General features: G+C 60.1%; 16 protein-coding genes. 3 read left to right on the forward strand and 13 right to left on the reverse strand.

Going from position 1 to position 20585, the window contains the following annotated elements; translation table 11 throughout:
- Positions 1 to 7 precede the first annotated feature (7 nt).
- The 6 genes from BHD06_RS17715 to BHD06_RS17740 form a co-directional block, all read right to left on the reverse strand.
- Positions 8 to 1225, reverse strand: a complete 1218-nt coding sequence (locus BHD06_RS17715) for a type II toxin-antitoxin system HipA family toxin (RefSeq protein WP_254892466.1) — start codon at positions 1223 to 1225, stop codon at positions 8 to 10.
- Positions 1218 to 1814, reverse strand: coding sequence for a helix-turn-helix domain-containing protein (locus tag BHD06_RS17720; protein ID WP_080458311.1), 597 nt, complete (start codon positions 1812 to 1814; stop codon positions 1218 to 1220). The genes BHD06_RS17715 and BHD06_RS17720 overlap by 8 nt, the downstream gene beginning before the upstream one ends.
- A gap of 243 nt (positions 1815 to 2057) precedes the next feature.
- Positions 2058 to 3533, reverse strand: coding sequence for a hypothetical protein (locus BHD06_RS17725; RefSeq protein WP_080458312.1), 1476 nt, complete (start codon positions 3531 to 3533; stop codon positions 2058 to 2060).
- A complete protein-coding gene (locus BHD06_RS17730; RefSeq protein WP_080458313.1) occupies positions 3530 to 4864 on the reverse strand; it encodes a DUF4365 domain-containing protein in 1335 nt (444 codons plus the stop codon). The genes BHD06_RS17725 and BHD06_RS17730 overlap by 4 nt, the downstream gene beginning before the upstream one ends.
- 300 nt (positions 4865 to 5164) lie before the next feature.
- A complete protein-coding gene (locus tag BHD06_RS17735) occupies positions 5165 to 5755 on the reverse strand; it encodes an SMC-Scp complex subunit ScpB (protein ID WP_080458314.1) in 591 nt (196 codons plus the stop codon).
- A 2-nt stretch (positions 5756 to 5757) separates the two neighbouring features.
- Positions 5758 to 6642, reverse strand: coding sequence for a DUF1403 family protein (locus BHD06_RS17740; RefSeq protein ID WP_080458315.1), 885 nt, complete (start codon positions 6640 to 6642; stop codon positions 5758 to 5760).
- A gap of 156 nt (positions 6643 to 6798) precedes the next feature.
- Here BHD06_RS17740 and BHD06_RS17745 point away from each other — a divergent pair, with 156 nt between their 5' ends.
- Complete coding sequence (locus BHD06_RS17745; protein ID WP_080458316.1) at positions 6799 to 7896, forward strand: tyrosine-type recombinase/integrase; 1098 nt, start codon at positions 6799 to 6801, stop codon at positions 7894 to 7896.
- A gap of 12 nt (positions 7897 to 7908) precedes the next feature.
- Here BHD06_RS17745 and repC read toward each other — a convergent pair whose 3' ends face one another.
- The 4 genes from repC to BHD06_RS17765 all read right to left on the reverse strand — a co-directional run bounded on the left by repC (position 7909) and on the right by BHD06_RS17765 (position 12491).
- Positions 7909 to 9189 carry a plasmid replication protein RepC gene (gene repC / locus BHD06_RS17750; RefSeq protein WP_080458317.1) on the reverse strand — a complete coding sequence of 427 codons (1281 nt, stop codon included), beginning with the start codon at positions 9187 to 9189 and terminating at the stop codon, positions 7909 to 7911.
- A 160-nt stretch (positions 9190 to 9349) separates the two neighbouring features.
- Positions 9350 to 10345: a plasmid partitioning protein RepB gene (gene repB / locus BHD06_RS17755; protein WP_080458318.1), complete on the reverse strand. Its 996-nt coding sequence runs from the start codon at positions 10343 to 10345 to the stop codon at positions 9350 to 9352.
- 103 nt (positions 10346 to 10448) lie between these two features.
- Complete coding sequence (gene repA, locus BHD06_RS17760; RefSeq protein WP_080458319.1) at positions 10449 to 11660, reverse strand: plasmid partitioning protein RepA; 1212 nt, start codon at positions 11658 to 11660, stop codon at positions 10449 to 10451.
- A 492-nt stretch (positions 11661 to 12152) separates the two neighbouring features.
- Positions 12153 to 12491 (reverse strand): DUF736 family protein, encoded by a 339-nt coding sequence (locus tag BHD06_RS17765; RefSeq protein WP_027238685.1) that lies wholly within the window; start codon positions 12489 to 12491, stop codon positions 12153 to 12155.
- A gap of 637 nt (positions 12492 to 13128) precedes the next feature.
- Between BHD06_RS17765 and BHD06_RS17775 the strand changes: the two genes are divergently transcribed.
- Together BHD06_RS17775 and BHD06_RS17780 are read left to right on the forward strand one after the other, a co-directional pair.
- Positions 13129 to 13470 carry a type II toxin-antitoxin system RelE/ParE family toxin gene (locus tag BHD06_RS17775; RefSeq protein WP_067263192.1) on the forward strand — a complete coding sequence of 114 codons (342 nt, stop codon included), beginning with the start codon at positions 13129 to 13131 and terminating at the stop codon, positions 13468 to 13470.
- Positions 13467 to 13760: a DNA-binding transcriptional regulator gene (locus BHD06_RS17780; RefSeq protein WP_080458320.1), complete on the forward strand. Its 294-nt coding sequence runs from the start codon at positions 13467 to 13469 to the stop codon at positions 13758 to 13760. The genes BHD06_RS17775 and BHD06_RS17780 overlap by 4 nt, the downstream gene beginning before the upstream one ends.
- An 8-nt stretch (positions 13761 to 13768) precedes the next feature.
- On the opposite strand, the gene BHD06_RS17785 is transcribed toward BHD06_RS17780, so the two are convergent.
- The 3 genes from BHD06_RS17785 to BHD06_RS17795 form a co-directional block, all read right to left on the reverse strand.
- The gene (locus BHD06_RS17785; RefSeq protein WP_080458321.1) at positions 13769 to 14680 is read right to left on the reverse strand and encodes a DUF2493 domain-containing protein; all 912 of its coding nucleotides are present in this window, start codon (positions 14678 to 14680) and stop codon (positions 13769 to 13771) included.
- 298 nt (positions 14681 to 14978) lie between these two features.
- Positions 14979 to 16025 (reverse strand): toprim domain-containing protein, encoded by a 1047-nt coding sequence (locus tag BHD06_RS17790; RefSeq protein WP_080458322.1) that lies wholly within the window; start codon positions 16023 to 16025, stop codon positions 14979 to 14981.
- Positions 16022 to 20419, reverse strand: a complete 4398-nt coding sequence (locus BHD06_RS17795) for a strawberry notch-like NTP hydrolase domain-containing protein (RefSeq protein ID WP_080458323.1) — start codon at positions 20417 to 20419, stop codon at positions 16022 to 16024. Before BHD06_RS17795 ends, BHD06_RS17790 begins: the two co-directional genes overlap by 4 nt.
- Positions 20420 to 20585 lie beyond the last annotated feature (166 nt).

A 20585-nucleotide genomic window follows, 5' to 3' on the forward strand; every position in this document is an offset into this window, starting at 1 on the left:
CAATCCCCTACGCTATCGGCACTGTGTGCAAATGGGCTTCAATCGCCTTGATCGCATCCGCGGTCAGCGGCAGGTTTCCCTTTTCGGCCTGCCAGTGCTCATGGAAGCGCGCGACAGTCTCGCGTGCGGTTCCCAGAACCAGCTTCTTGGATAGACCGGCGTTTGCAGCCAGGTGCGACAGCTCGTCCTGCGAGAACCCGGAGAACTTCTTGGTGCGGCTAAAGGTGAGCGCCGCCTTGTCGTCGTCTATGTAGGCAATAGTCGAGACAAAATCGTAGCACGGCGCGAGCGCCGCCTGCCTTCGATCCGGATAGATCAGCGACCAGTTCTTGAGGTGCATGTCGGCATTGCCGATCAGCACATTGAAAGTCAGCCGCCGGATAAACTCGGCGATGTCGTTCTCTCCGCATTCAGCGGCCAGTACCTGTGCGATGTTGCGCTGGCTTGCCTTCTCGTACTTGTCTTTGGGATAGACACGAAAGACTTGCGCGAAGTCTTCAATGTGAACAGCGCTGCCATCACTCAGACGATCAAACCGCTCGACCGCCAGCGCCTGACCGCTAACCTTATCCATGCCCTCGGGCAGGTTGCCGATCTCGGCAACATCGATCAGCCTTATCGGCGGAACATCCATGCCGCACAGACGTGCGAGCGTCATCATCGAGAATTCATTCTCGGGGACGGCATCGAACCCTTGCGCAGGTAGCTTAACGATCCAGGAGCCGCCAACCCCCTTGGCCGGTATTGCAAGACCGCCTTGCTTGTCTCCCAAGGCGGAGAACTTCAGTTGAACGCCTGCCAGCGAGAACCTCAGAGCCTGATCGCGATGATCATCATGATGATCATCACCGTTATCAGCATCGGGAGGCCACGCCTCGCCATCAGCAGGCCGAACGGTGACCGCGCCGGGAAGATCCTCGCCGAGAACCCAGAGCAGAAAAAATTCACGGACGGGCTTTACGCCCGCGCGCTCGGCGAGATAGTCCCGCATGTGACCTTCGGGCAGAAGATTGGAGAAGAAGGGCAGTAAGTGCATGTTCTGCGTACCGAAATCAGTGGTCAGTTCCCCAAGCTCATTCTTGAAGCCAAGGCTCAGAACCGACCTGCCCACATCGGCGACATAGCCTTCAGAGAAAGCAAAGAGCGAGGTATCGCCGCTGACCCGCGTCAGCGTACCTATCGGCTCTCCGTAGAGCAGGACTTCAAGGACGCTGACATCAGCCATGATCGTCACCATCCAGACGATAGGCCGGACGCGGCAAGGATGGTGCAGATGCACCCGCCCCATGGGCGAGTGCGTTGCGCAACATGCGCAACTGGCTCTGCGCCTGCTCGACCGCCTCCAGGTTGCGCGGATCGCTCAGGAACTCCTGCATGGAAGCAGACGCTTCTTGCAACTGAACAAGATCATCGGCTGAAAGTTTGAAGTGCATCAGCTCGCGCGCCCGGCGCTGCAACTCCTGAACGACAATCTCAGAGAGCGTTTCACTGGGGAGTGCTGCTATCTGGTCATCAAGGCGCTGCAATAGGTTCGTCGCCTTGCGCGCGCTTTGAACGTCACGGCGACCATCATCACCGCGAATGATCGCCCGAACGGCAGGCAGCTTCTTGCGCGGGACCAGAGTCAATTCCAGATCAAGTACGCGTGCAAGCTCGACCAGGCTGGACAGACGCAGATCGACCGCCCCGTTCTCGATCTTGGAAATGTGGCTCTGTGGAACCCCCGCCTTCGCACTGAGCGCGCGCTGAGAGAGCCCCTTGCGTTCCCGCGCGGCTTTGAGCGACTCTGCGATGTGCTCAGTTGCGTAACTCATGATCTATCTTGCTGCTTCGTTTACCATTTATGATATGCATAAACATATCATTCACTGAAGCAGACTTCAAGATTGATGTGGAATTCTACATCAAGGCATGCGCATGATGTGCTTTTATGCATCAAACACCAGAGAATTCACTTGCCAAAAAAGATCCGCTGGAAACTCGGGAGCTTCGAGGAACGACGATCAGATGCTCTTAACAGCATCCATGGAGCCGACGGCGTGCTCGGTGTGCAGCTTCTAAATGTACTTCCGATAGTCACTGCTGACCTTCTGCCCCGAGGGAACGTATTTCAACACGTCACCGACCTTACGGGCTGCTCGGATCGGAATCGGCAAGCGTTGGTTCATCTGGGTCGAGTTCCAGTTCACCTTCGTGAGGCTGAAAACTTCCTTCGCAATCTGTTCGATCGTGCTCTCGCTTTGCGGGTGCGGACAGAGCAACAGGGGGTTCGGGACATAGAGGCCGGGATAGGTCCCATAGTAGGGAATGCTGCCGTTGGTATAGAGCAGCCCATTGCCGTCCAGTTCAACGAAGGTGCCGCGGAGGACAGGGAAGTCGCCGTCGCGCAGCACCTTGACTGAATAGCTCTCATGAATCCAAACGAGATCGCGCAGTTCCACACCTGCCTCGTCGAGCGCCTTGCCAACACCCTCGGCCTCGTCCTCGCGAAAGCGCGACGTCTTCATGACGATCACGCGTGCCGGCATCGTTCTATGGACCGACTTGTAGGCGGCCAAGGCGCTCTCGGTGAGCTTGTGAGCCTCATCGATGGTGAGAAACGGATGGCGACCCCGTGACTCTGACTGCGCAGGACCACCTCTAAGAATGAAGCCTCTGCCCCGCTCATCGAACATTTGTGCAGCGCTGGTCCATATCTCGTCAGTTTCGGCATCCTTGAAGAAGCTGATGCCAATGTAACAGGCGGTGAACTCACCTTCCTCCGGCAATCGGCGCCAGGGCACCTTGCCGCTGCCCTTATAATAGAGCGTCGTCATAAGGTTCCATGCGAGATCAGCTCGATCTTGGGTTTGGCGGTCAGAGTTCTCCTTGATCTTGCGAGGGATCTTGGCATCGGGGTTGATGACATCCTCCCAGACAATCTGAGTTGAGAACCTCAGGTCCATCGCTCTGGCCTTGAGCAAGCCGCGGAAGTTTGGAGAGGTCTCCTTACCAGCTTTCACCTTGGCCGCTTCGTCCTCAATCACTTCGTCATCGCGCGCCTGCTCGTTCCTCCAGACTCGTTCGATCAGCTTGACAGGGAGCGAAACCATAACCACGTCCGGCCGTTCATGATGCGCCTCCAGCTTTTCCAGTTGCGCCATAACTGCGTCGACGGCCATCTCCACAGCACGGGCGTCGCTCGGTTCCTTGGCAATCTTCTCGATCTGACCTTTCGTCAGCACACCATCTTCGGCAGCCACCATTTCAAACCGGCACCGATAGGGGTTCTGGTTTCTCAGCCCGGGAAAGTCTGGGTGCAGGTTCGGGTGCTTTTCGGTCTTACCCTCGAACCCATCTTCGATCGCATTCAAAAACTCGCCTGATTTTTCAACGGTCAGAGCGCTGCCAACAACGCCGACTTTGATCGTGTCCCCCAGGTTCGTTTGCAGCGGGCCCGCCTGTAGCAACCCCAATCGCGGATCAGGATGATGGTGTTGGTCACCAAATTCCAGTTCCGGCTCCGGGAAGATTTTTGTCTTGAAGTCGCTCATAGGTCGAAGCTGCCTTGTTCATTCGAGCCGGACGGCTTCTTCGACTTCTGCGCCTTCGCGCCCCACACGTCCTCCGGCACGCTCTTTGGCAGTTCGATGGAAGGCGGGTCACCAAACTTGATGATGCGATCCGTCTTGGTGTCGGGTGTCAGCAGTGCGCCGGCATCTTCAAATTCCATACCCGACAGCAATCGATGCCACATGATCACCTGGCCTCGAACTGTGCTGTTTGTGTCGAGGCGCTTCTTCCCGGACAACAAGGCATCCGGATAGTTGAGCGCGCGTTCTCCATCCGAAGTGAAGTAGTAGGATGGGTTGACGATCAGGTACCATTGGTCCGCCAAGCGCTCGAACCGGGGATGGAATGAATGGTGCCGTACATAGTCGATGGGCCCCTCCCCCTTCGACTTCTGATAGACGCTGACAACGTCGGCCTGTGTCTTCTGCTTCGCACCAAGATAGCGAAACTTGCGCGCCACGACTCCAGGTGTTGCCAAGAAGTAGAACTGTTTTTTCTTTCGGTCCCATCCAAGCAAATCCCGAAAGTCATTGCCCAGAGTATGTCGCAACAGACCAGCAAATTTGTATTGCTGATCCACTGCGTCGTGTTGTGCCAGAAAGTCGGTTTCGATCCGTTCGACCTGATCCCGTTCGACCAGGTCGCGAACGGGTGTGGTTAGTGGGTCGCAGAATGTCCAAAGCGAGGTTTCATCGATCATCCAATCGTACCGTTGGCCTTCCCGGACCTTATTCATCCGGGCGAGCGCCTTCTGGGTGGAGAGCTGTGTCTGTGCGACGAAGATTTCCTCAGGAAGCTGCAATGGCGCCATGTTGATGATCGCTTCCTCCCCTCCCCCAAGTGGCGGGACGTAGTAACCGTGTCCTTGCTTGGCGACGGTCAGGGCAGCGAGGCGATCTTTCGCACGTCCGTCCAAGACGTCGCGCTCCTTGTCGAACTGCAATGTGCGTTCGGCCTCGCCAACGAGGTTTTCGAGCGATTTCCAGAAGAACGTGTCATCTGATTGCCTGTAGAGAACTACGATCACGGGTAGGTTGGAGCCACGCCAGTAGTCGAAATCTGAAGCGCGGACACGATAGGTGAAACCGGCGTCCGTCTCGCCGACATAGCTGCCACGCTCAGTAGCCTTGACCTGAACGGCAATCATCTTCGCAGTCGGCTGATCATCGTACATCACCTCAGCGATGCCGTCTATCCCTGCTTCCAGCCGTGAACGCCCATCAAATTGGAACCCAATTCGCAAGAATTGAAGATTAGCCGCCTTCTCTCCGATTTCGCCAATTCGCTGACTGGCAGTAATCTTCTTGTTCACGCCAACAACCCGTTCCTTCCATATGATAGAGATAGCACTTCAATCAGCGTTTCGTAAGGCCTCGGATACTACATGTAGGCCATGATGGATTGAATGATCGAAGGTGAACAGAGTAGGCGACCCTTGGATTGACCGGTCAACGGGTCTATCAAGCTTTCCCGACCAGATTTCAACACGACTGACGTTGTCGTCACGATGAAATTCGTTGCTGCCGACGACGATGTCGCGAGGTAGCATCCGCGAGAGCAAAGTCGGGATGATTTCTATGCCAGTTCGTCAGCCGACGCCGACTTGAAGCGGCTACTTAACAACCCCCGCATCCACCAGCTGCTCCCGATCCGGCAGGTCTTGCAGCGACTCCAGATCAAAGGCGACCAGGAACTGCTCTGTCGTCACGTAGGTATAGGGTGCCCCGCGCCTTGGCGATCGCGGCCCGGTCCCGATCAGGTCGCGCGCATGCAGCCGACCGATCAGGTCGCGGCTGATTTCCTTGCCGAAGATGTCCTTCAGCCCGTCGCGCGTGATCGGTTGATGGTAGGCGATAGAGGCCAGGACCGCGATGTCGAACTCGCTCAAATCCAGCAGCTGTTCGCCGACATCTGCCACTGCGCAGATCGCGAGGGCGTAGGCCGCCCGCGTCCGGAACATCCAGCCGCCAGCGACCTGGGCGATCTCGAAGGCCCGCCCATCCAGATCGGCGGCAAGGTCCTCGACCAGCAGGTCGACCGACACCCCCTGCCCCACCACGCGGGCCAAGTCCTCGCGCGGGACCGGCGAAGCGGAGGCAAAGAGCACCGCTTCGATCCGCCGCATCCATTCCCGCCAGCGCAGCTCCGGAAGCAGGTCGGCCAATTCACTGTCCAGATCAGATTCCGAGCGATCCTTCGCCATGCTCACACCCCGTAGAGCCGGAAGGTGTCGCGGCCGGTCAGCTCGCGCACCGCGCCAAGATCGACCAGCCGGTCGCAGAGCCGCCGCGCGGCGCGATCGGGCAAGGGCAACGCCGCGGGCGCTACGACGTCCCGCGTGAGGAACATCCCGACCGCCTCCCCTGCCCCCTTGGCACGCAGTTGCGGCGAAACCGCGTTCAGATGGGCGGCCCGCCGGGCGAGATCCAGCGCAAGGGGCACGGCCTCACCGGTCGAGGCGGCTACGGCGCGATGACAGGCCAGCCGCAGGTCCCCGCCGCGCTTGCGCAGGTCGGTGCGGTTCAGCCCGGCGGCGAGCAGGGGAACCAGGTGGTCCCAGCCACACGCCTGTGCCAGTGCCGCCTCCGCCACGATCAGCGCCGATCCCTCAGCCCGCGGCGCTGCGACCAGAACCGCCTCCAGCACCGCCGCCGCCCGAGTGACCGGCATCCCCTGCCCCACGTCCAGCCAAGCACCAATCTGCTCCGCCTCGAAGGCCGGCAGCGCCCGGTACAACGTCTTGACCGACACTGGCCGCTCGACGACTCTCCGCCACGACAGGTAGACCTCACCCGCTGGGCCGGGGTGGTCGCCGGGCAGTAAAAACTGCACCGCGTCGCGCAGCTCCCCTGCCCTCTCTGGTCGGCCAGAGTACGCGACACAAGCCTCCGCTGCGCGCAGCGCCAGACGGTCCCGCAACAAGACTAGGGGGACTTCCTCGCGTCCCAATACAAGATGCAGGTGGTTCAGCGCGGCGCCCGACAAAAACGCAACATCTTCAATGGCTTCAGCGCGTGCGGAGGTGACCCAGGCGGGGATCCGGGGTAGCGTGGCAAAGTCGCTGATGTGATCGGGTCCGGCAAAAGTCATGCCACAAGACTATCCCGTCACGGCGCTTTTGTCCACTATATGATGTGCAAACCGCCCCACCTTACAGCTCTCCGCTATGTCCAATAAGTTTGCATTATCGGACGTGAAAAGATATGCTGAAAATCAGTCTAATTTCATCACTGGATTCACTGGAAAATGGCCTCAGAGGACGAGAAGTCGACATCATCAAACTCTGGTGCGTTTAGTATCGCTCAGAACGACGACAGCGATCAAGAGAAAAGCGACAGCATCGCCCTGCCCGCTCATGTCGCCGGTTCCGGCAATCTCGATCGCTTGGTCGACACCGCTCGCGACTACGCGCGCGCCGCGGCCTCCGACAACACGCTTAAGGCTTATGCAAAGGATTGGGCGCATTTCGCGCGCTGGTGCCGAATGAAGGGTGCCGACCCTTTGCCCCCCTCGGCCGAGATGATCGGGCTTTACCTCGCCGATCTCGCCTCCGGGTCGGGCCCCTCCCCTGCCCTATCGGTCAGTACCATCGAACGTCGCCTGTCAGGCCTTGCCTGGAACTATGCGCAGCGCGGGTTCACACTTGATCGCAAGAACCGCCATATCGCCACCGTGCTGGCCGGGATCAAGCGCAAGCACGCGCGTCCACCGGTGCAGAAGGAAGCGATCATGGCCGAGGACATTCTCGGAATGGTGGCCACCCTGCCCTACGATCTGCGCGGGCTACGGGACCGGGCCATCCTGCTCCTCGGCTATGCCGGGGGCCTCCGACGCTCGGAAATCGTCAGTCTCGACGTGCACAAAGACGATACGCCGGATTCCGGAGGTTGGATCGAGATCTTCGAGAAAGGCGCCCTGCTCACCCTCAACGCCAAGACCGGTTGGCGTGAAGTCGAAATCGGCCGCGGCTCCAAGGATCAGACCTGCCCCGTCCATGCGCTCGAGCAATGGCTGCACTTCGGACGCATCGACTTCGGGCCGGTCTTCGTAGGGACCTCGCGCGATGGCGAACGCGCATCGGAAAGGAGACTGAATGACAAACACGTTGCCCGGCTGATCAAGCGCACGGTCCTGGACGCAGGCATCCGGTCGGACCTGCCTGAGAAAGACCGCCTGGCGCTGTTCTCCGGCCATTCGCTGCGCGCCGGTCTGGCCAGTTCCGCCGAAGTCGACGAGCGCTATGTCCAAAAGCAATTGGGGCATGCCTCAGCCGAGATGACCCGCCGCTACCAGCGCCGCCGGGACCGGTTCCGCGTGAACCTGACCAAGGCCGCCGGTCTTTGAGCCCCCGCCCTATCACGCGGCCTGCCCGCTGAGCCTACCATAGAAGCTGCGCTCGAGATGCAGTTCCCCTGCCCCGGCTTTCTCGACCATGCCCCGCAGATATCCGCCCGGCGAAGCAACCTCGCCCGCGCTGTGCTTCTCGAAGACGAGCGCAAACGCGGCCGTGGCCCCCTGGGTCCCCATTCGGTCCTGCGCCACATTCCAGGCATGCTCTGAGATCCCGATCATCGGCCTGAGTTGACCGGCAACCCGGTGCAGATCGCCCCAATCCTTCAGGAATCCACCCATATTGCGCGCCCAGGATGCGAATTCTGGACAGGCCTGCATGATTGTCGGCAGGTCGAGCGCCGTCCGTTTTTTGCTCACCTCGGCAACCCAGTCTTCCAATTCCCTATCAACTCGCTCTTCGGGTGGAGCATTGGGCACCGCACCCGCCGCTTCCTCTTTTTCAGAGGAATTACTAATTACAGGATTAAGTTGGTTTGTAATTAGTATATGAGGTTCAGAAATGACCTCCCTGGGGTTCATATCTTGAGTCTTCTCACATACTTGTTCGGTGGTTTCGGGTGTGTTTTCCACAATTTGAGCGACCTCAGTTGCCTTGAGATACGCCACCTCGACACGCTCCTGAAGCTCCTTGAACCACATCAGGAGTCGCGCAAGTTGCTCGGAGGTTTCATGGCGGCGCGGAAGCCGGTCCAGAAGCTCCTCGAAGAGACTCGTGAATTGCGTCCAGGGCCCGCGCAGCGCGCTGCTGACGGCCGCCTCGATCCGAGCGCGGATCATACGGCGTGCCACGGTGATCTGGCGCTTCAGGCGTTGGCAGAGCTCGCGCTCGGCCTGCAAATCGGCATGGAGCTCCTCGAACTCCTCGACACGCGCCGACAGCGGCGACAGATCGAAGCCGTAGGCCTCGACAATGCGCCCTTCGGCGTCCCTACGGCCCCATCGCTTGCCGTTCGGGCTGTCCTGGAAGGAGATCACGCCGATCTCGGCCAGACGCCGTGCATGGCGCTTGAGCGCGGAGAGCGAGAACCCCGTCTGCTCCATCAGATAGGCGTTCGACGCCCAGACGATCGGGCGTTGCCCCTCCTCCCAGTCCTGGGCCTGGGTAAAGGCCCCGAGCGTGTCGAGGAGCATCATGTCTCCGGCCTTGAGGCCAATGTAGGCTCCCACCCGCTTCACAGCCACGAAGGCCCGTGTTTTGGGTATAGCTACCTGTTCACCGGCTTGGGCAAGCTGCTCTGCAATGCCAAGACCCGGTGTCGGCTTGCGCCAACCTGTATGTTTCATGCCTGTTTCTCACCTCCAGTTATGTGGAGGCAAAAGAAAGCCGTTCGCCGAAGTGGCGTTCCTGTTGACAGTGATTCGCGGGAGAGATACCTTCTAAGCGACCAAACTTTTCAGATTAGCTCTCAGGCCACGCTGCTTGGGGGCTTTTCTTTTGCCTAGATCATTGTTCTGACTGCTCCTCTTTCGTCGCGAGGAATTCGCTGTACAGCTGATCAAGCCGCCCCGAGAGAAAGTCCCCGAACTCGGTTGAATCTTGTGCCGTAAGCGAAATGCTGAATGCCTTACCGGAACGACCGATGACGCCCTTGATGCGGCCTTTGCCGGCAGTCCAGGTTCGTTTTTTGGGCGTGGCACGCGTTTTTCGGCGCTTCGGCGCCCTGCCCGCTTCTGCCAGCTTGCTGTGCAGGAACTCAAAGCGAGCATCACTGTCGAGGTCCTGAAACCCGTCGAACTCCAAAGCTTCCTTTAGGATCTTGTCATTCGATGTTTCCGAAGCCAACTTCTTGAAATCTTCCCAGCGATCACGCCCTATCTGCTTGGCCGGCCCAATCTGTTCGATGACGTGTCGGGGGACGTTCTGCGCCACTGACAGCATCCGTGAAAGCAACGTCCCATCGATGGTAAGGGCGGACTGGATCACGTCCTTTGCTTGCCCCATATCCAAGAGGCTCTTCGCAAATAGGGCCTTCTCAATAAAAGAGAGATCTGCGCGCGCAGTGTTTTCCTGCCCTTGAGCAAGAATATGAGCCACATTGTCCATTGGCTTTACAACTGCGCGAACCTTACGGCTGAGCGCCGATGCAACTCGCACACGGCGATGCCCAAAGACGATCATATAGCGGCCATCCGCTTCCGGATGCGGTCTAAGCAATACTGGCGTGTCCTGACGACCCGCTGCGATCGATGCTTTCAGTTCGTCGAAAGCAACATCGTCATCACTAAGCCGATCCGAAACGAATGACACATCGATCAGTTGCGGATCGATCTCGACAATGGTTTCTCCTTCAAGGAGACGCTTCGAGTTCTCCGCAAGGCTATCGATCGAAACCTTCATCGATTTCGAAGCACCGCGCATTGCGTATCCAGAGCGACCGGAATCCTTCGGCTGTTCCGTCGAACCGGCCATAACGCTCTTCAGGAGGTCTTTGCGAGCCATCAAGCCATCTCCCTTTCGTCAGAATCCAACCGGCGCGCAGCCCGCATTTCGACAGTTGCACGGCTGTCAAAACTAGCGTTCTGCACGGCTGTCAAAACCACAGTCATTCTCGCCCCCAAGCCTTGTGGATCAGTTCAGCGATTTCGTCGTTCACATCATTCAAAGACGTCACGGCGCGGTCGTAAGTAGTCCGCACGAACTGAGACCGTTCAACTTCGTATAGCGTCTGCTTGGTAATCCCAGCGTCGGAGATCGCCGTAGATTTCAACATAGGATTCGACAGCATCTGATTTGGGAACATCGCCTGGAGGAACCCAACCATCTGCTTTTGGGGACCGTCCGTTGGTTCAAATCGCGTTACGAGGTAACGGAACCACTTCAGGCGCATGTTCGCTCCAGCATCACGGATCGTCTTCATGATCCCGCCCAGCATCAGGAGAAACTGGCTCATCGACATGACGTCCAGCATCTGAGGATGGACTGTCACAATTACCGAAGATGAAGCCGTCAGAGCAGTGAGCGTGAGGTAGCCCAGCTGAGGAGGACAATCGATTACGACCACGTCATAGCGGTCATCAACCTCGTTAAGCGCCTTCGATATACGAGTGAAGAAGGCACGGCCCTCATGGGAATCGCTGCTCGTCAAAGCAACCGGGGTATCGTATTCGTACTCTTGAAGCTCAAGACTTGCCGGAACGATATCTAGGTTGGGGAAGTTTGTTGGCCGGATCACCTCGGAGATCGGTTTGCGCTCGTCATCATACCGAAGTGTCTCGTAGAGCGAAGGCACGTCGTCGAGTTCTGGCTGAATGCCGTGCAAAGCTGTGAGCGAGGCTTGAGGGTCCAAGTCGATCGCAAGAACTCGATGCCCTTTCAACGCCAAGTGCTGCGCGAGGTGGGCGGCGGTAGTGGTCTTTCCGGAACCACCTTTGAAGTTCACGACAGACACAACGTGCAGTTCTTCGCCAGGCTGCCGATAGGGGACATAACGGCGCTTTCCGGGACGACCATGCTTGTCGAGATAAGCTCTCAGTTCCAGCATCTGCTCGGCCGAGTAGCTGCGCCTCCCGGACGACGATGTTTCAGGTTCAGGACCTTTGCCTTCGAGATGAAGCTTCTTAATGGTCGACTGTGTTACGCCGAGATAGTAGGCAACTTCGGCCAATGAAAACTGACGTAGACCTTTTTGGGCGTCCGGAGGATACTGTTCCTGCCGCAACATATTGAGGCGGTCGGAAATCAACTCTCCTTGCTGAAGGATGACCTCGTCGAAGGGTTGATCCTTCGTATCAGCCGCAAAAGACCGTTCTCGCATCCGCCTGTCCTCTAAATATCGCTTTTTCAGCGATTTCGCTCGTTAAAGTGTCATCTACACGGAAAAACGAGTCTTAACAACGATTTTCACCCGGCGGCTAGATCTTACCCAATCCACCAGCGTGCCTAGATGTCTCGACAAAGTGTAGTGATCGAAGAATGTAGCTACCCAATATCTAGGGGAAACTGTCACTAGCTCAGATGTGCAGTCAACTTCAACCTCACGCCAGTTACGCCATAACTATCTGTTATTATTTTATTTTATCACGCTGCACGGCTGTCAAAATGAAAGATGCTCGAAGCCTCAGAACGCTAGTTGAACCACGAACCCGTCTCCTCCGAACCGGCGTGCGTCATCGTCACCTTGCGCCAATGCAGTGATAACTTGCCTCCACCAAGCGCACCAACCACTGACTCCGAGATGCGGGGAATGCGTCTCAGCGCGAAGGGAAACAGCGGGAATCGGCTGGGTTGCCCCAGCCGATTCTATGCGTCACGCGGCGTCCTTCGGTCCCCAGGGGATGATGGCCTGCAGGGACAGATCGTCCTGGTTCGCGGCCTTGCCGAGGTTGGCGTTGAAACCGTGGTCGCGGATGGTCAGCGTGTAGTAGTCGGCGCCGGTCTCCTTGTTCTGCTTCTTCCAGATGCCGCCGCACTCGACCAGCTTGCCGCGCGGGGAGCGGCCGAGGACGCGGTGCGTGGGGGCCATCGGGTTCGCGCTCGCGACGGGTTCGACCGTGATGTCGAGGTCGAAGGTCAGGGTCGAGATGGAGCCGACGCCCTTGGCGGTTTCGATGTCGGCGCTGGTGAATTTGATGCAGTTCGTGGTCATTGCTCTTCTCCTAGTTTGCGTTGCAATGATGGTCACCTTGCAGCTGGCCAAGGCCCGGCCACACCGAAGGCGAAGCGCAGCGGAGAGGGGCAGGCGCCGGTCTTTTTGATCCGCGAGGAATGGCCCGCAGGGGCAGGGGAAAAAGATCGGCGACAACCTTTGTGGACGGGACGACAGCTGCGACCAGCATGTCATGCAACTCAGACACAGGGAGAAGTGCGGTGGCCTCGAAGGAAGGTGGGTGAACAGCCGAGGGAGATGCCGCGAGGGCCTTGGCTCCCTTCTAACTCACCGGAGGCAAGACAGAGCGCAGATGTCAAATCGCATCCCCCAGGTTCACTACTGCGCCGACTGTCTTCGCTGAAGCGCCCACGATGCGGATGAGTGCTCGAGGCGAACAGAGCGTGGAACGAAAAGCCGGGTTGCCAAGAAACACTGCAACCATCCAATCCCCCGAAATGACGTTCCGGCTGGTTGGTTTGGTCAGAAAATGTGACAGGACATTTGACCAAGGGCCGCCGCTACCAACGGACTGGACATGCTCTCTAGCTCCGGCAAGCGTCGCCGACTTGCCCTTCCAGTGCTCATGCTATACGTCATTGACACATACGCCGCCGAATCCTATATGGGACAAGAGATGACACGATTGCAAACAGTGGTCGAACTGCCCGAATTCCAGAGGCGCGCCAAGGCAATCATGTCGGACCAGGAGCGAGAGGCCGCGATCGACTTCATTGCCGCCAATCCGGAAGCGGGCGTCTCTCTTGGCGGTGGACTGCGGAAGGTCCGCATCCCGAGAGAGGGAGGCGGAAAGAGCGGCGGCTTCAGGACGGTGTATGTCTTTGGCGGGACCCATATGCCGATCTTTCTGATCACGGTCTTCGCCAAGAATGAGAAAGCCAACCTGTCGAAGTCTGAGCAGGCCGCGGCGGTAGAGATGAGCAAGGCGCTTGTCGCGAAATATGGAGACGCAACATGAGTGCATTCGAATCCATCACCAAGGGGCTGGAAGAGGCGCTGGCCTTCGCAGATGGCGACTTGGCCGGCGCGAAGGTCCATGAAGTTTCCGTCGCCGAAGTCGATGTCGCCGAAGTCCGGCAACGGACGGGCCTGTCCCAGGCGGAATTTGCCAAGAGCATCGGCGTCGCGAAAGGCACGCTTCTGAACTGGGAACACGGGCGCCGGCACCCCACGGGTCCGGCCCAGGTTCTGTTGGCACTGATCGCAAAGAAGCCTTCTGTCGTGCAGGACCTGTTGCGCGGTGCGTGAACCGGGGCCTAAGCCCCGATCCTCTTGATGCGGATCCCCAGCTTACGGGCCTTGTCGACGATGTTCTCGGTGATACCCGATCCGGGAGTGGCGATCAGACCTTGCGGCATGGTTTCGAGCATCTTGTCGTTGCGCTTGAAGGGGGCGGCCTTGCCGTGGCTCTTCCAGTCAGGTTTGAAGACCACCTGGGTGACGCCCCGAGTATATGCCCAGCGGGCCGCGATCATCTCGGCGCCTTTGGGCGTGCCGCCGTGCAGCAGCACCATGTCGGGGTATTTCGCGTGCGTGGCGTCGAGGATGGACCAGATCAGATCATAGGCCTGATAGTCTCCGCCCGAGAAGGCGATCCGCGTGCCTTCGGGGCAATGCACTGCGGTCTCCTTGCGGCGCTTAGCCGAGAGATAGGCCCGGCTGTCCACCACGGCGGAAGTCAGGCCGCGATGCGAGACCTTGGATCCGGTGCGGGGCAGCCAGGGTGAACCTGTGGCGGCCGAGAAATGGTCCACGGCCAGATCGCGCATCTGCTCGAAAGCGTCGCGATGGTCCCAGAGCTTGAGCCCGATCATCTGGAGGCGCTCGAGTTCGACCGAGGCGACCTCGGAGCCGTCCTGGATGGCCAGACTTTCCCGGACCTCGAATTCATTGTCGTCGAGAAGTTTCTGGATATGGGTGAGCCGGCGATGGAAGATCGAGGTCAGAGACCAGAGCATCTCTTCGAGATTGTCTTCCAACTGGCTACCGGTGAGGAGGCCGATGGTGGTGTCAAAGAGCGTCGCCATGGCGAGCTCGACCTCGTCGGGCTGGGGCAGGGGGCGATGATCGGTCTCGCCGGGCCCGGGAGTTGCGCCGTGAAGTGCCAGGTGGTCGAGGATTGCGGAGGTTACGCCGGTCTCTTCTTGGATGTCTGTCTGATGGGGCATTGTCTGGTTCCTCTGTTTGATCTGACCCGATTTGGATGGGGCGATACCAGGACCGGCGGCGACCGGGCCGCATCCGTGAGGATCGGAGCGCAGCGGAGAATGCGCCGCGGGCCGGAAAATTGGTCCCGCGAGGAATGGCCCGAAGGGGCAGGGGAATTTTCTGGTTCGGGGCGCATTGCTGCCCGGGCGAGGGGCACTCAGCCCCGACCCGCTGGTCCATCGCTCCCCTTTTCCAAAAGGGATCAGATCAAACCCGCGGAACCTTTGCCCTGTCGGACATCCCCGAGGAGGTTGGCGGTCACCCGCCCTCGATCTCCAGACCTTGTGTTTTCATGGCCTTGAGCAGGGACCGGCGCAGCGCATCTCTGCCAAAAGCCCGCAGATCGTCGTTGAAATCACCCATGTTCGACACGAGTTCACCACAGCAATTTTCACGCGATTCCAGTTGGTTACGCAATTTCATTGATGCGTTTCGTCCGGCTTCGTCATTGTCCCGCGCGATCCAGATACGCTTGATCCCCGGCGGCGGAATGAAGAGGCCGAGATGGGTGGCAGTGAGACAGGAGGCGAGATCGAACTCCGGGAGAGCCGTCCCGACCGAGAGGGTATTCTCGAGACCTTCGCCGACGATGAGATCGGTGCGAGAGGTGCCGGACCAGAAGCGGATGGCATGGCCATGAAGCTGCCCGAGGATCCGTTTTGGGCTCTCGATCTGGGCCAACCCGCCGGTGGACGGGTCGAGATAGGTGCGCGCGCATCCGGTGATCTGGCCCCGATTATCGGTGATCTTCGCGAGCAGGGCAGGGGCCCTTTGCGGCGGATCGGGATCGTCCTCACCCTGCCACAGGAAGACCCGCGGGTGATAGCGCAAGGCCGGGCCAAGACGTGTGATCCCGCGACCTTGCAGATAGGTGGCGCCCAATGTGCCAAGAACCGGCTTGCCTGCGGCGAAGAGTTTGCGTGCCCGCCCGATGCGTTTGCTGGAGGCTGCATCCGGACGCTCAACGCTTCGGGGTTCACGAGGCATGGTAGGGCAGGGGGCAATGCCGAGGAAAGACCGGGCCTCCCTCAGCGTCTCTTTGAGCGTGACCGATCCAAGCCGTTCATGCAGCAGGTCGATCAAGTCGCCATACTCACCGGTCGCGAAATCCTGCCAGGACCCGGCCTTGCGCCCACCCTGAGCCTCGAGCCGGATGGCAAGGCTCTGGCCTTTTGCGCCAGAGGTATCGCCAACCTGCCAATAATTGCCCTGCTTGCGCCCCTGGGGGAAATAGTGGCGGCAGAAACTCTCGGCGCGGTCCGCAAGATCGGCCGAGAGGTCTGCGATACTGCGCCGCGCGCTCATGCAGCGACATCCGCGGCGCTGGCGCCAACCGGATGCTCGGCAAGGACCCGTGACAGAACCTCAGTGCCGTCTACCGGGATGAACACCCGCGTCTTCCACTGGATCACCTCGGTGAAGCAGCCCAGAACCTTCAAACCCGGCAGGGCCGCGCCCGACGCACCGATGAGCTCGAGCCTCGGCTGTCCCATGACCAGCGACCGGCGCAGCTGGTAACCCCCGAGCAGACTGAGGGTCGTCTTGGCGTCCATCACTGCGCTGAACACTTCCTGAGGTGTCATCTCGATCTGACAATCGAGCCCAAGCTGCGCGTAGGCGTTTAGGAGCTGCTCCTGACTGACCAGGCGGCCGATGGCGCGCTCCCCATCCTCTGTCTGCAGGCGGTAGATGCGCATGTTATCGGCGGGCAGCCGGTCCCAGATCGGCAGGAGGAGGCCGCAGACCAGCGTGATCTTGGAGGTGGTGAACTCCGGCACCGCCTCGGCCTCGGCCTGCCAGAGCTGGTCGAACATCCTATCATCGACCTCTTCCCAGTGTGATTTCGAGAACTCGGAAAGCGCGAGGATTTCGGTCGCCATGGGCCGCAGCAGTTTTACCCGCAGGATCGGTACACCGTCCTCGTCCATGAAGGCCGGCGCATTCACCATCAGCGCCGCGCGTTTGGAGAAGGTGTTCCAGCACAGTGTCGCGCCATTTGTATCCGCGCAGATCGCTTTGACGCGGGGCAAGGTCAGCGGGTCGTTGCGATCCGTGCGCTTAACGGTCAGGGCGGTGGCCGTCGCTCCTGTCGCCTCATGTTCGAAGATGACCTTGCGATCGACGATCTCGAACTTCTCGGCGCGCAGGGTCTCTAGTCCGACGTCCAGCGTGCCCGCTTGGCGCGCATCTTCGATGATGGCCGAGAGAAACCCGCCGAAGGCATCAAAAATTGCGTCCTGCATGTCAATCCGGAGCGCCAGACAGCGGTTCAGGAACTGCTGGATCGGCGGCAGGTTCTCCTTCATCGTGCCATCCGCCTCATCGAGCGTCAGTCCGGTCATCTCCTGGAATTTGGCGCAGGAGCAGGCTTCGATCTTACCCGCGCGCAGCTTGTAGAAGAACTGCCGCAGCGCCGCGCGTGCGTAGGGGCTCTCGAGGTTGTCCTCGGTGCGAAACATGTTCTGGCCGCCGGTCTCGCGCTGTCCCTTGGTGATGGCACCAAGCGTGTCGAGACGGCGTGCGATGGTGGAGAGAAAGCGCTTCTCGCCTTTCACGTTGGTCGCAACGGGTCGAAAGAGCGGTGGTTGCGCCTGGTTTGTGCGATTGGTGCGCCCGAGCCCCTGGATCGCATTGTCGGCCTTCCAGCCGGGCTCCAGCAGGTAATGCACCCGGAGGCGCTGGTTCTTCGCCCCAAGATCGGCGTGGTAACTGCGCCCGGTGCCACCCGCATCAGAGAAGATCAGGATCCGCTTGGCATCATCCACGAAGGCTTGGGTTTCTCCGAGGTTGGAGGAGGCGGGGCGGTTCTCGACCTTGAGCCGCCCCTCACGCGTCTTCACGATGCGCCGCTTGCGTCCGGTGACCTCGGCCACAGCGTCCCCGCCGAAATGCCAGAGGATCTGGTCGAGCGCGCCCTGCACTGGAGCGAGGGCCCCCAAATGCTCGACAAGATCATCCCGCCGCCGCTCCGCCTCTCGGCAGATGATCGGATTGCCCTCGCCATCGAGGGCGGGGCGCGAGCGCAGATCGCCATTCTCGTCCGTATAGGGATCGAAGAGCTGCGTCGGGAAGCTGTGCATCAGGTAATCCATGATGTTCTCGCGCGGCGTAAAATCGACCTGCAGGTCGTCCCATTCCGAGGGCGGGATCTCTTCGAGTCGTCGTTCCATCACCGCCTCGCTGGTCGAGACCACCTGGATCACCGCCGAATGACCCGCCGCCAGATCTGCCTCAATGGCGCGAATGAGCGAGGGGCATTTCATGGCGGTGATGAGATGGTTGAAAAAACGCTGCTTGTTGCTCTCGAAGGCCGAACGCGCGGCGGATTTCGCCTGGGCATTCAACGTGCCGGTCTCGGAGGAAATACCCGAGGCCTGAAGCGCGGCCTCAAGGTTGTTGTGGATGATCTGATAGGCATCCGCGTAGCTATCGTAGATCGCGACCTGGGCGGGCGTCAGATCATGCACCAGCATCTCGTATTCGACCCCGGCATAGGAGAGCGACCGCGCCAGATAGAGCCCGAGCGCCTTCAGGTCGCGCGAGATCATCTCCATGGCGGCAATACCCCCGGCTTCCATCGCGGCAACGAATTCCGCCCTTGTCACGAAGGGGAAATCCCCCGTACCCCAGAGCCCGAGGCGGGAAGCATAGGCGAGATTGCCGACGACCGTCGCCCCGGTGGCCGATACATAGAGGACGCGCGCATCGGGAACCGCGTTCTGCAGCGCGAGGCCAGCGAGGCCCTGCTGCGAGGCCTTTTTGTCCCCGCGGTCGGACTTTTCGCCGGCGGCATTCGCCATGGCGTGGCTTTCATCAAAAGCAATTACCCCATCGAACCCTTCGCCGAGCCAGGACGCCACCTGGTCGAGGCGGGAGGCTTTGCCCTCGCGTTCGGCCGAGCGCAGCGTGGCATAGGTGACGAAAAGGATGCCTTCGGGAAGCCTGATGTCGCCGCCCTGACGGAACTTCGAGAGTGGCACGATATCGCTCTCACGACCCCCGAGCGCCATCCAGTCGCGCCGCGCATCTTCGATGAGCTTGTCACTCTTTGAAACCCAGACCGCGCGGCGGCGGCCCTGCAGCCAGTTGTCGAGGATGATGCCCGCGACCTGCCGCCCCTTGCCGCAGCCCGTGCCATCACCAAGGAACCAACCCTTGCGCAGACGAAACGCGGCTTCGTCACCCTCAGTTGCAGCCATCAGCGGGCCTTCGATCTCGCCGCGCTTGAACCAGCCTTTCAGATGCGTCTCATGCGCATTGCCCGCGTAGATGACGCTTTCGAGTTGCGGTGCTGACAGGTGGCCGTCCGCGACGAAGCTCTTTGGCAGCAGCGGGCGATAGCTTGGCACGGGCGGCGGAACCGAGGCCATGGCCGCGGATTGGACAAGCGCTGTCGGATGTTCCGCCGCACCATCGATCCGGATCGCCTGAAGATCATAGGCCTCGTAGACGGCGTCCTGCAGCGTGCCCTCTGGTTCGCTCCAGGCTTTCGGCAGGTAGTCGAGCGGTGCCGTCTCGATGTCGTCAAACGGATGCCTTGCGCGTTCTTCGGCGAGCGCACGGGTTTCATTGCGGGCGGCATTGCGCAGGGCGTGGAGGTTGGTGCGGGTCGGCTGAGACGGGACCGACAGGGCCGACGGGGTGGGGCAGGGCGGAGAGCTGCGGCGCTCCGGGCAATGGGTCAGAACTGACGCGAGGAGATCGCCCGTGGTCGCGCAGAGCGGATGATAGGCAGCCTCGTTCTCGACCGGTGCGGTCTCTTCAGCACCAGCCACACGCTTGTCGATTACCGTGAGCCGCGTGTCGATCGTGGTGCCATGTCGCGCGAAGACCTTGCCGTCGATGGCGGCGGAAAACACCACGTCGGCGCTCTGGCCGATCCGCTGAAACGTCGACTGGAAGGATTTCGTCGAGGGTCGGAAGCTCTCGCTAGTGATGACAATAAGACGTCCGCCCGGCACGAGGCGCGCCAAGGCGGACAGAATGTGCTGACTGGTGGCCTGCCGGAACTTACCCTCGACATGGTTGGCAGCAGAAAACGGTGGGTTCATCACGATGACAGTGGGCGTGATGGACCGGTTGAGGCGATCGTCGATCGAAGAGGCGTCGTGACCTGATACAACGGCTCCTGGGAACAGGTTTTCCAGCAGGGCGCGTCGCGTTTCGGCGAGTTCATTCAGCGCCACACGCGCACCCGCAATTCGAGCGAAGATGGCCAGCATGCCGGTGCCTGCCGAAGGTTCGAGCACCAGATCTTCGGCCCGAAACCTCGCAGCCTGCGCGACAATGGCGGCGAGCGGCAGAGGAGTTGAGAATTGTTGCAGACGGACGCTGTCCTCGGAACGCCGCGTATGCGACGGGGCCAGACCGGCGAGGCGTTCGATCATGGTGAGGAAAGCCTGCGGCGAGGCCGCCTGGCGCTGCATCAGCGCCCCGTAGCGCGAAAGCATGAGGATCTGAGCCAACTCGGCAGCCTCATAGGCGTCCTTCCAGACCCAGGCGCCGCTGGCGTCGCTGGCACCGAAGGCTTCCTCCATCGCGGCACGAAGAGTGGTGCTATCGATGGGGCGGCCGGCTTCGAACTGCGGCACAAGGGTTCTCGCAGCCTGGATCAGGTTGTGGGCGAAGCGCGAGGCATCCGGCAGGGCAGGGGTTTCCGGCTTGCTTGCAAGTTGGACGGAATGGGGGTGAGCGTTCATCGGCAATCTCCGGGGTTGAGGGTTGGCCCCGAGACCCGCGCGCGCACTCTCTCACCCGGGAGGGGTCACCCCTCCCGCCCTGTCTCTCGCTCTTTCATGGCATTGCTGATCTCCGCCTTAGTCTCGGAAAGTTATCCCCAGAATCTGGGGATGGAGCTGTGGGCGC

It is taken from the genome of Roseovarius sp. A-2, assembly GCF_002072155.1.
Taxonomy (GTDB): Bacteria; Pseudomonadota; Alphaproteobacteria; order Rhodobacterales; family Rhodobacteraceae; genus Roseovarius.

What these genes read in the sequence shown, in the direction of transcription:
- BHD06_RS17790 (WP_080458322.1), bottom strand. Translation starts at nt 16,025, where the DNA reads ATGAGCGCGCGGCGCAGTATCGCAGACCTCTCGGCCGATCTTGCGGAC.
- BHD06_RS17745 (WP_080458316.1), top strand. Translation starts at nt 6,799, where the DNA reads ATGGCCTCAGAGGACGAGAAGTCGACATCATCAAACTCTGGTGCGTTT.
- BHD06_RS17715 (WP_254892466.1), bottom strand. Translation starts at nt 1,225, where the DNA reads ATGGCTGATGTCAGCGTCCTTGAAGTCCTGCTCTACGGAGAGCCGATA.
- repA (WP_080458319.1), bottom strand. Translation starts at nt 11,660, where the DNA reads ATGCGAGAACGGTCTTTTGCGGCTGATACGAAGGATCAACCCTTCGAC.
- repB (WP_080458318.1), bottom strand. Translation starts at nt 10,345, where the DNA reads ATGGCTCGCAAAGACCTCCTGAAGAGCGTTATGGCCGGTTCGACGGAA.
- BHD06_RS17785 (WP_080458321.1), bottom strand. Translation starts at nt 14,680, where the DNA reads ATGCCCCATCAGACAGACATCCAAGAAGAGACCGGCGTAACCTCCGCA.
- BHD06_RS17765 (WP_027238685.1), bottom strand. Translation starts at nt 12,491, where the DNA reads ATGACCACGAACTGCATCAAATTCACCAGCGCCGACATCGAAACCGCC.
- BHD06_RS17775 (WP_067263192.1), top strand. Translation starts at nt 13,129, where the DNA reads ATGACACGATTGCAAACAGTGGTCGAACTGCCCGAATTCCAGAGGCGC.
- BHD06_RS17795 (WP_080458323.1), bottom strand. Translation starts at nt 20,419, where the DNA reads ATGAACGCTCACCCCCATTCCGTCCAACTTGCAAGCAAGCCGGAAACC.
- BHD06_RS17725 (WP_080458312.1), bottom strand. Translation starts at nt 3,533, where the DNA reads ATGAGCGACTTCAAGACAAAAATCTTCCCGGAGCCGGAACTGGAATTT.
- repC (WP_080458317.1), bottom strand. Translation starts at nt 9,189, where the DNA reads ATGAAACATACAGGTTGGCGCAAGCCGACACCGGGTCTTGGCATTGCA.
- BHD06_RS17780 (WP_080458320.1), top strand. Translation starts at nt 13,467, where the DNA reads ATGAGTGCATTCGAATCCATCACCAAGGGGCTGGAAGAGGCGCTGGCC.
- BHD06_RS17740 (WP_080458315.1), bottom strand. Translation starts at nt 6,642, where the DNA reads ATGACTTTTGCCGGACCCGATCACATCAGCGACTTTGCCACGCTACCC.
- BHD06_RS17720 (WP_080458311.1), bottom strand. Translation starts at nt 1,814, where the DNA reads ATGAGTTACGCAACTGAGCACATCGCAGAGTCGCTCAAAGCCGCGCGG.
- BHD06_RS17735 (WP_080458314.1), bottom strand. Translation starts at nt 5,755, where the DNA reads ATGGCGAAGGATCGCTCGGAATCTGATCTGGACAGTGAATTGGCCGAC.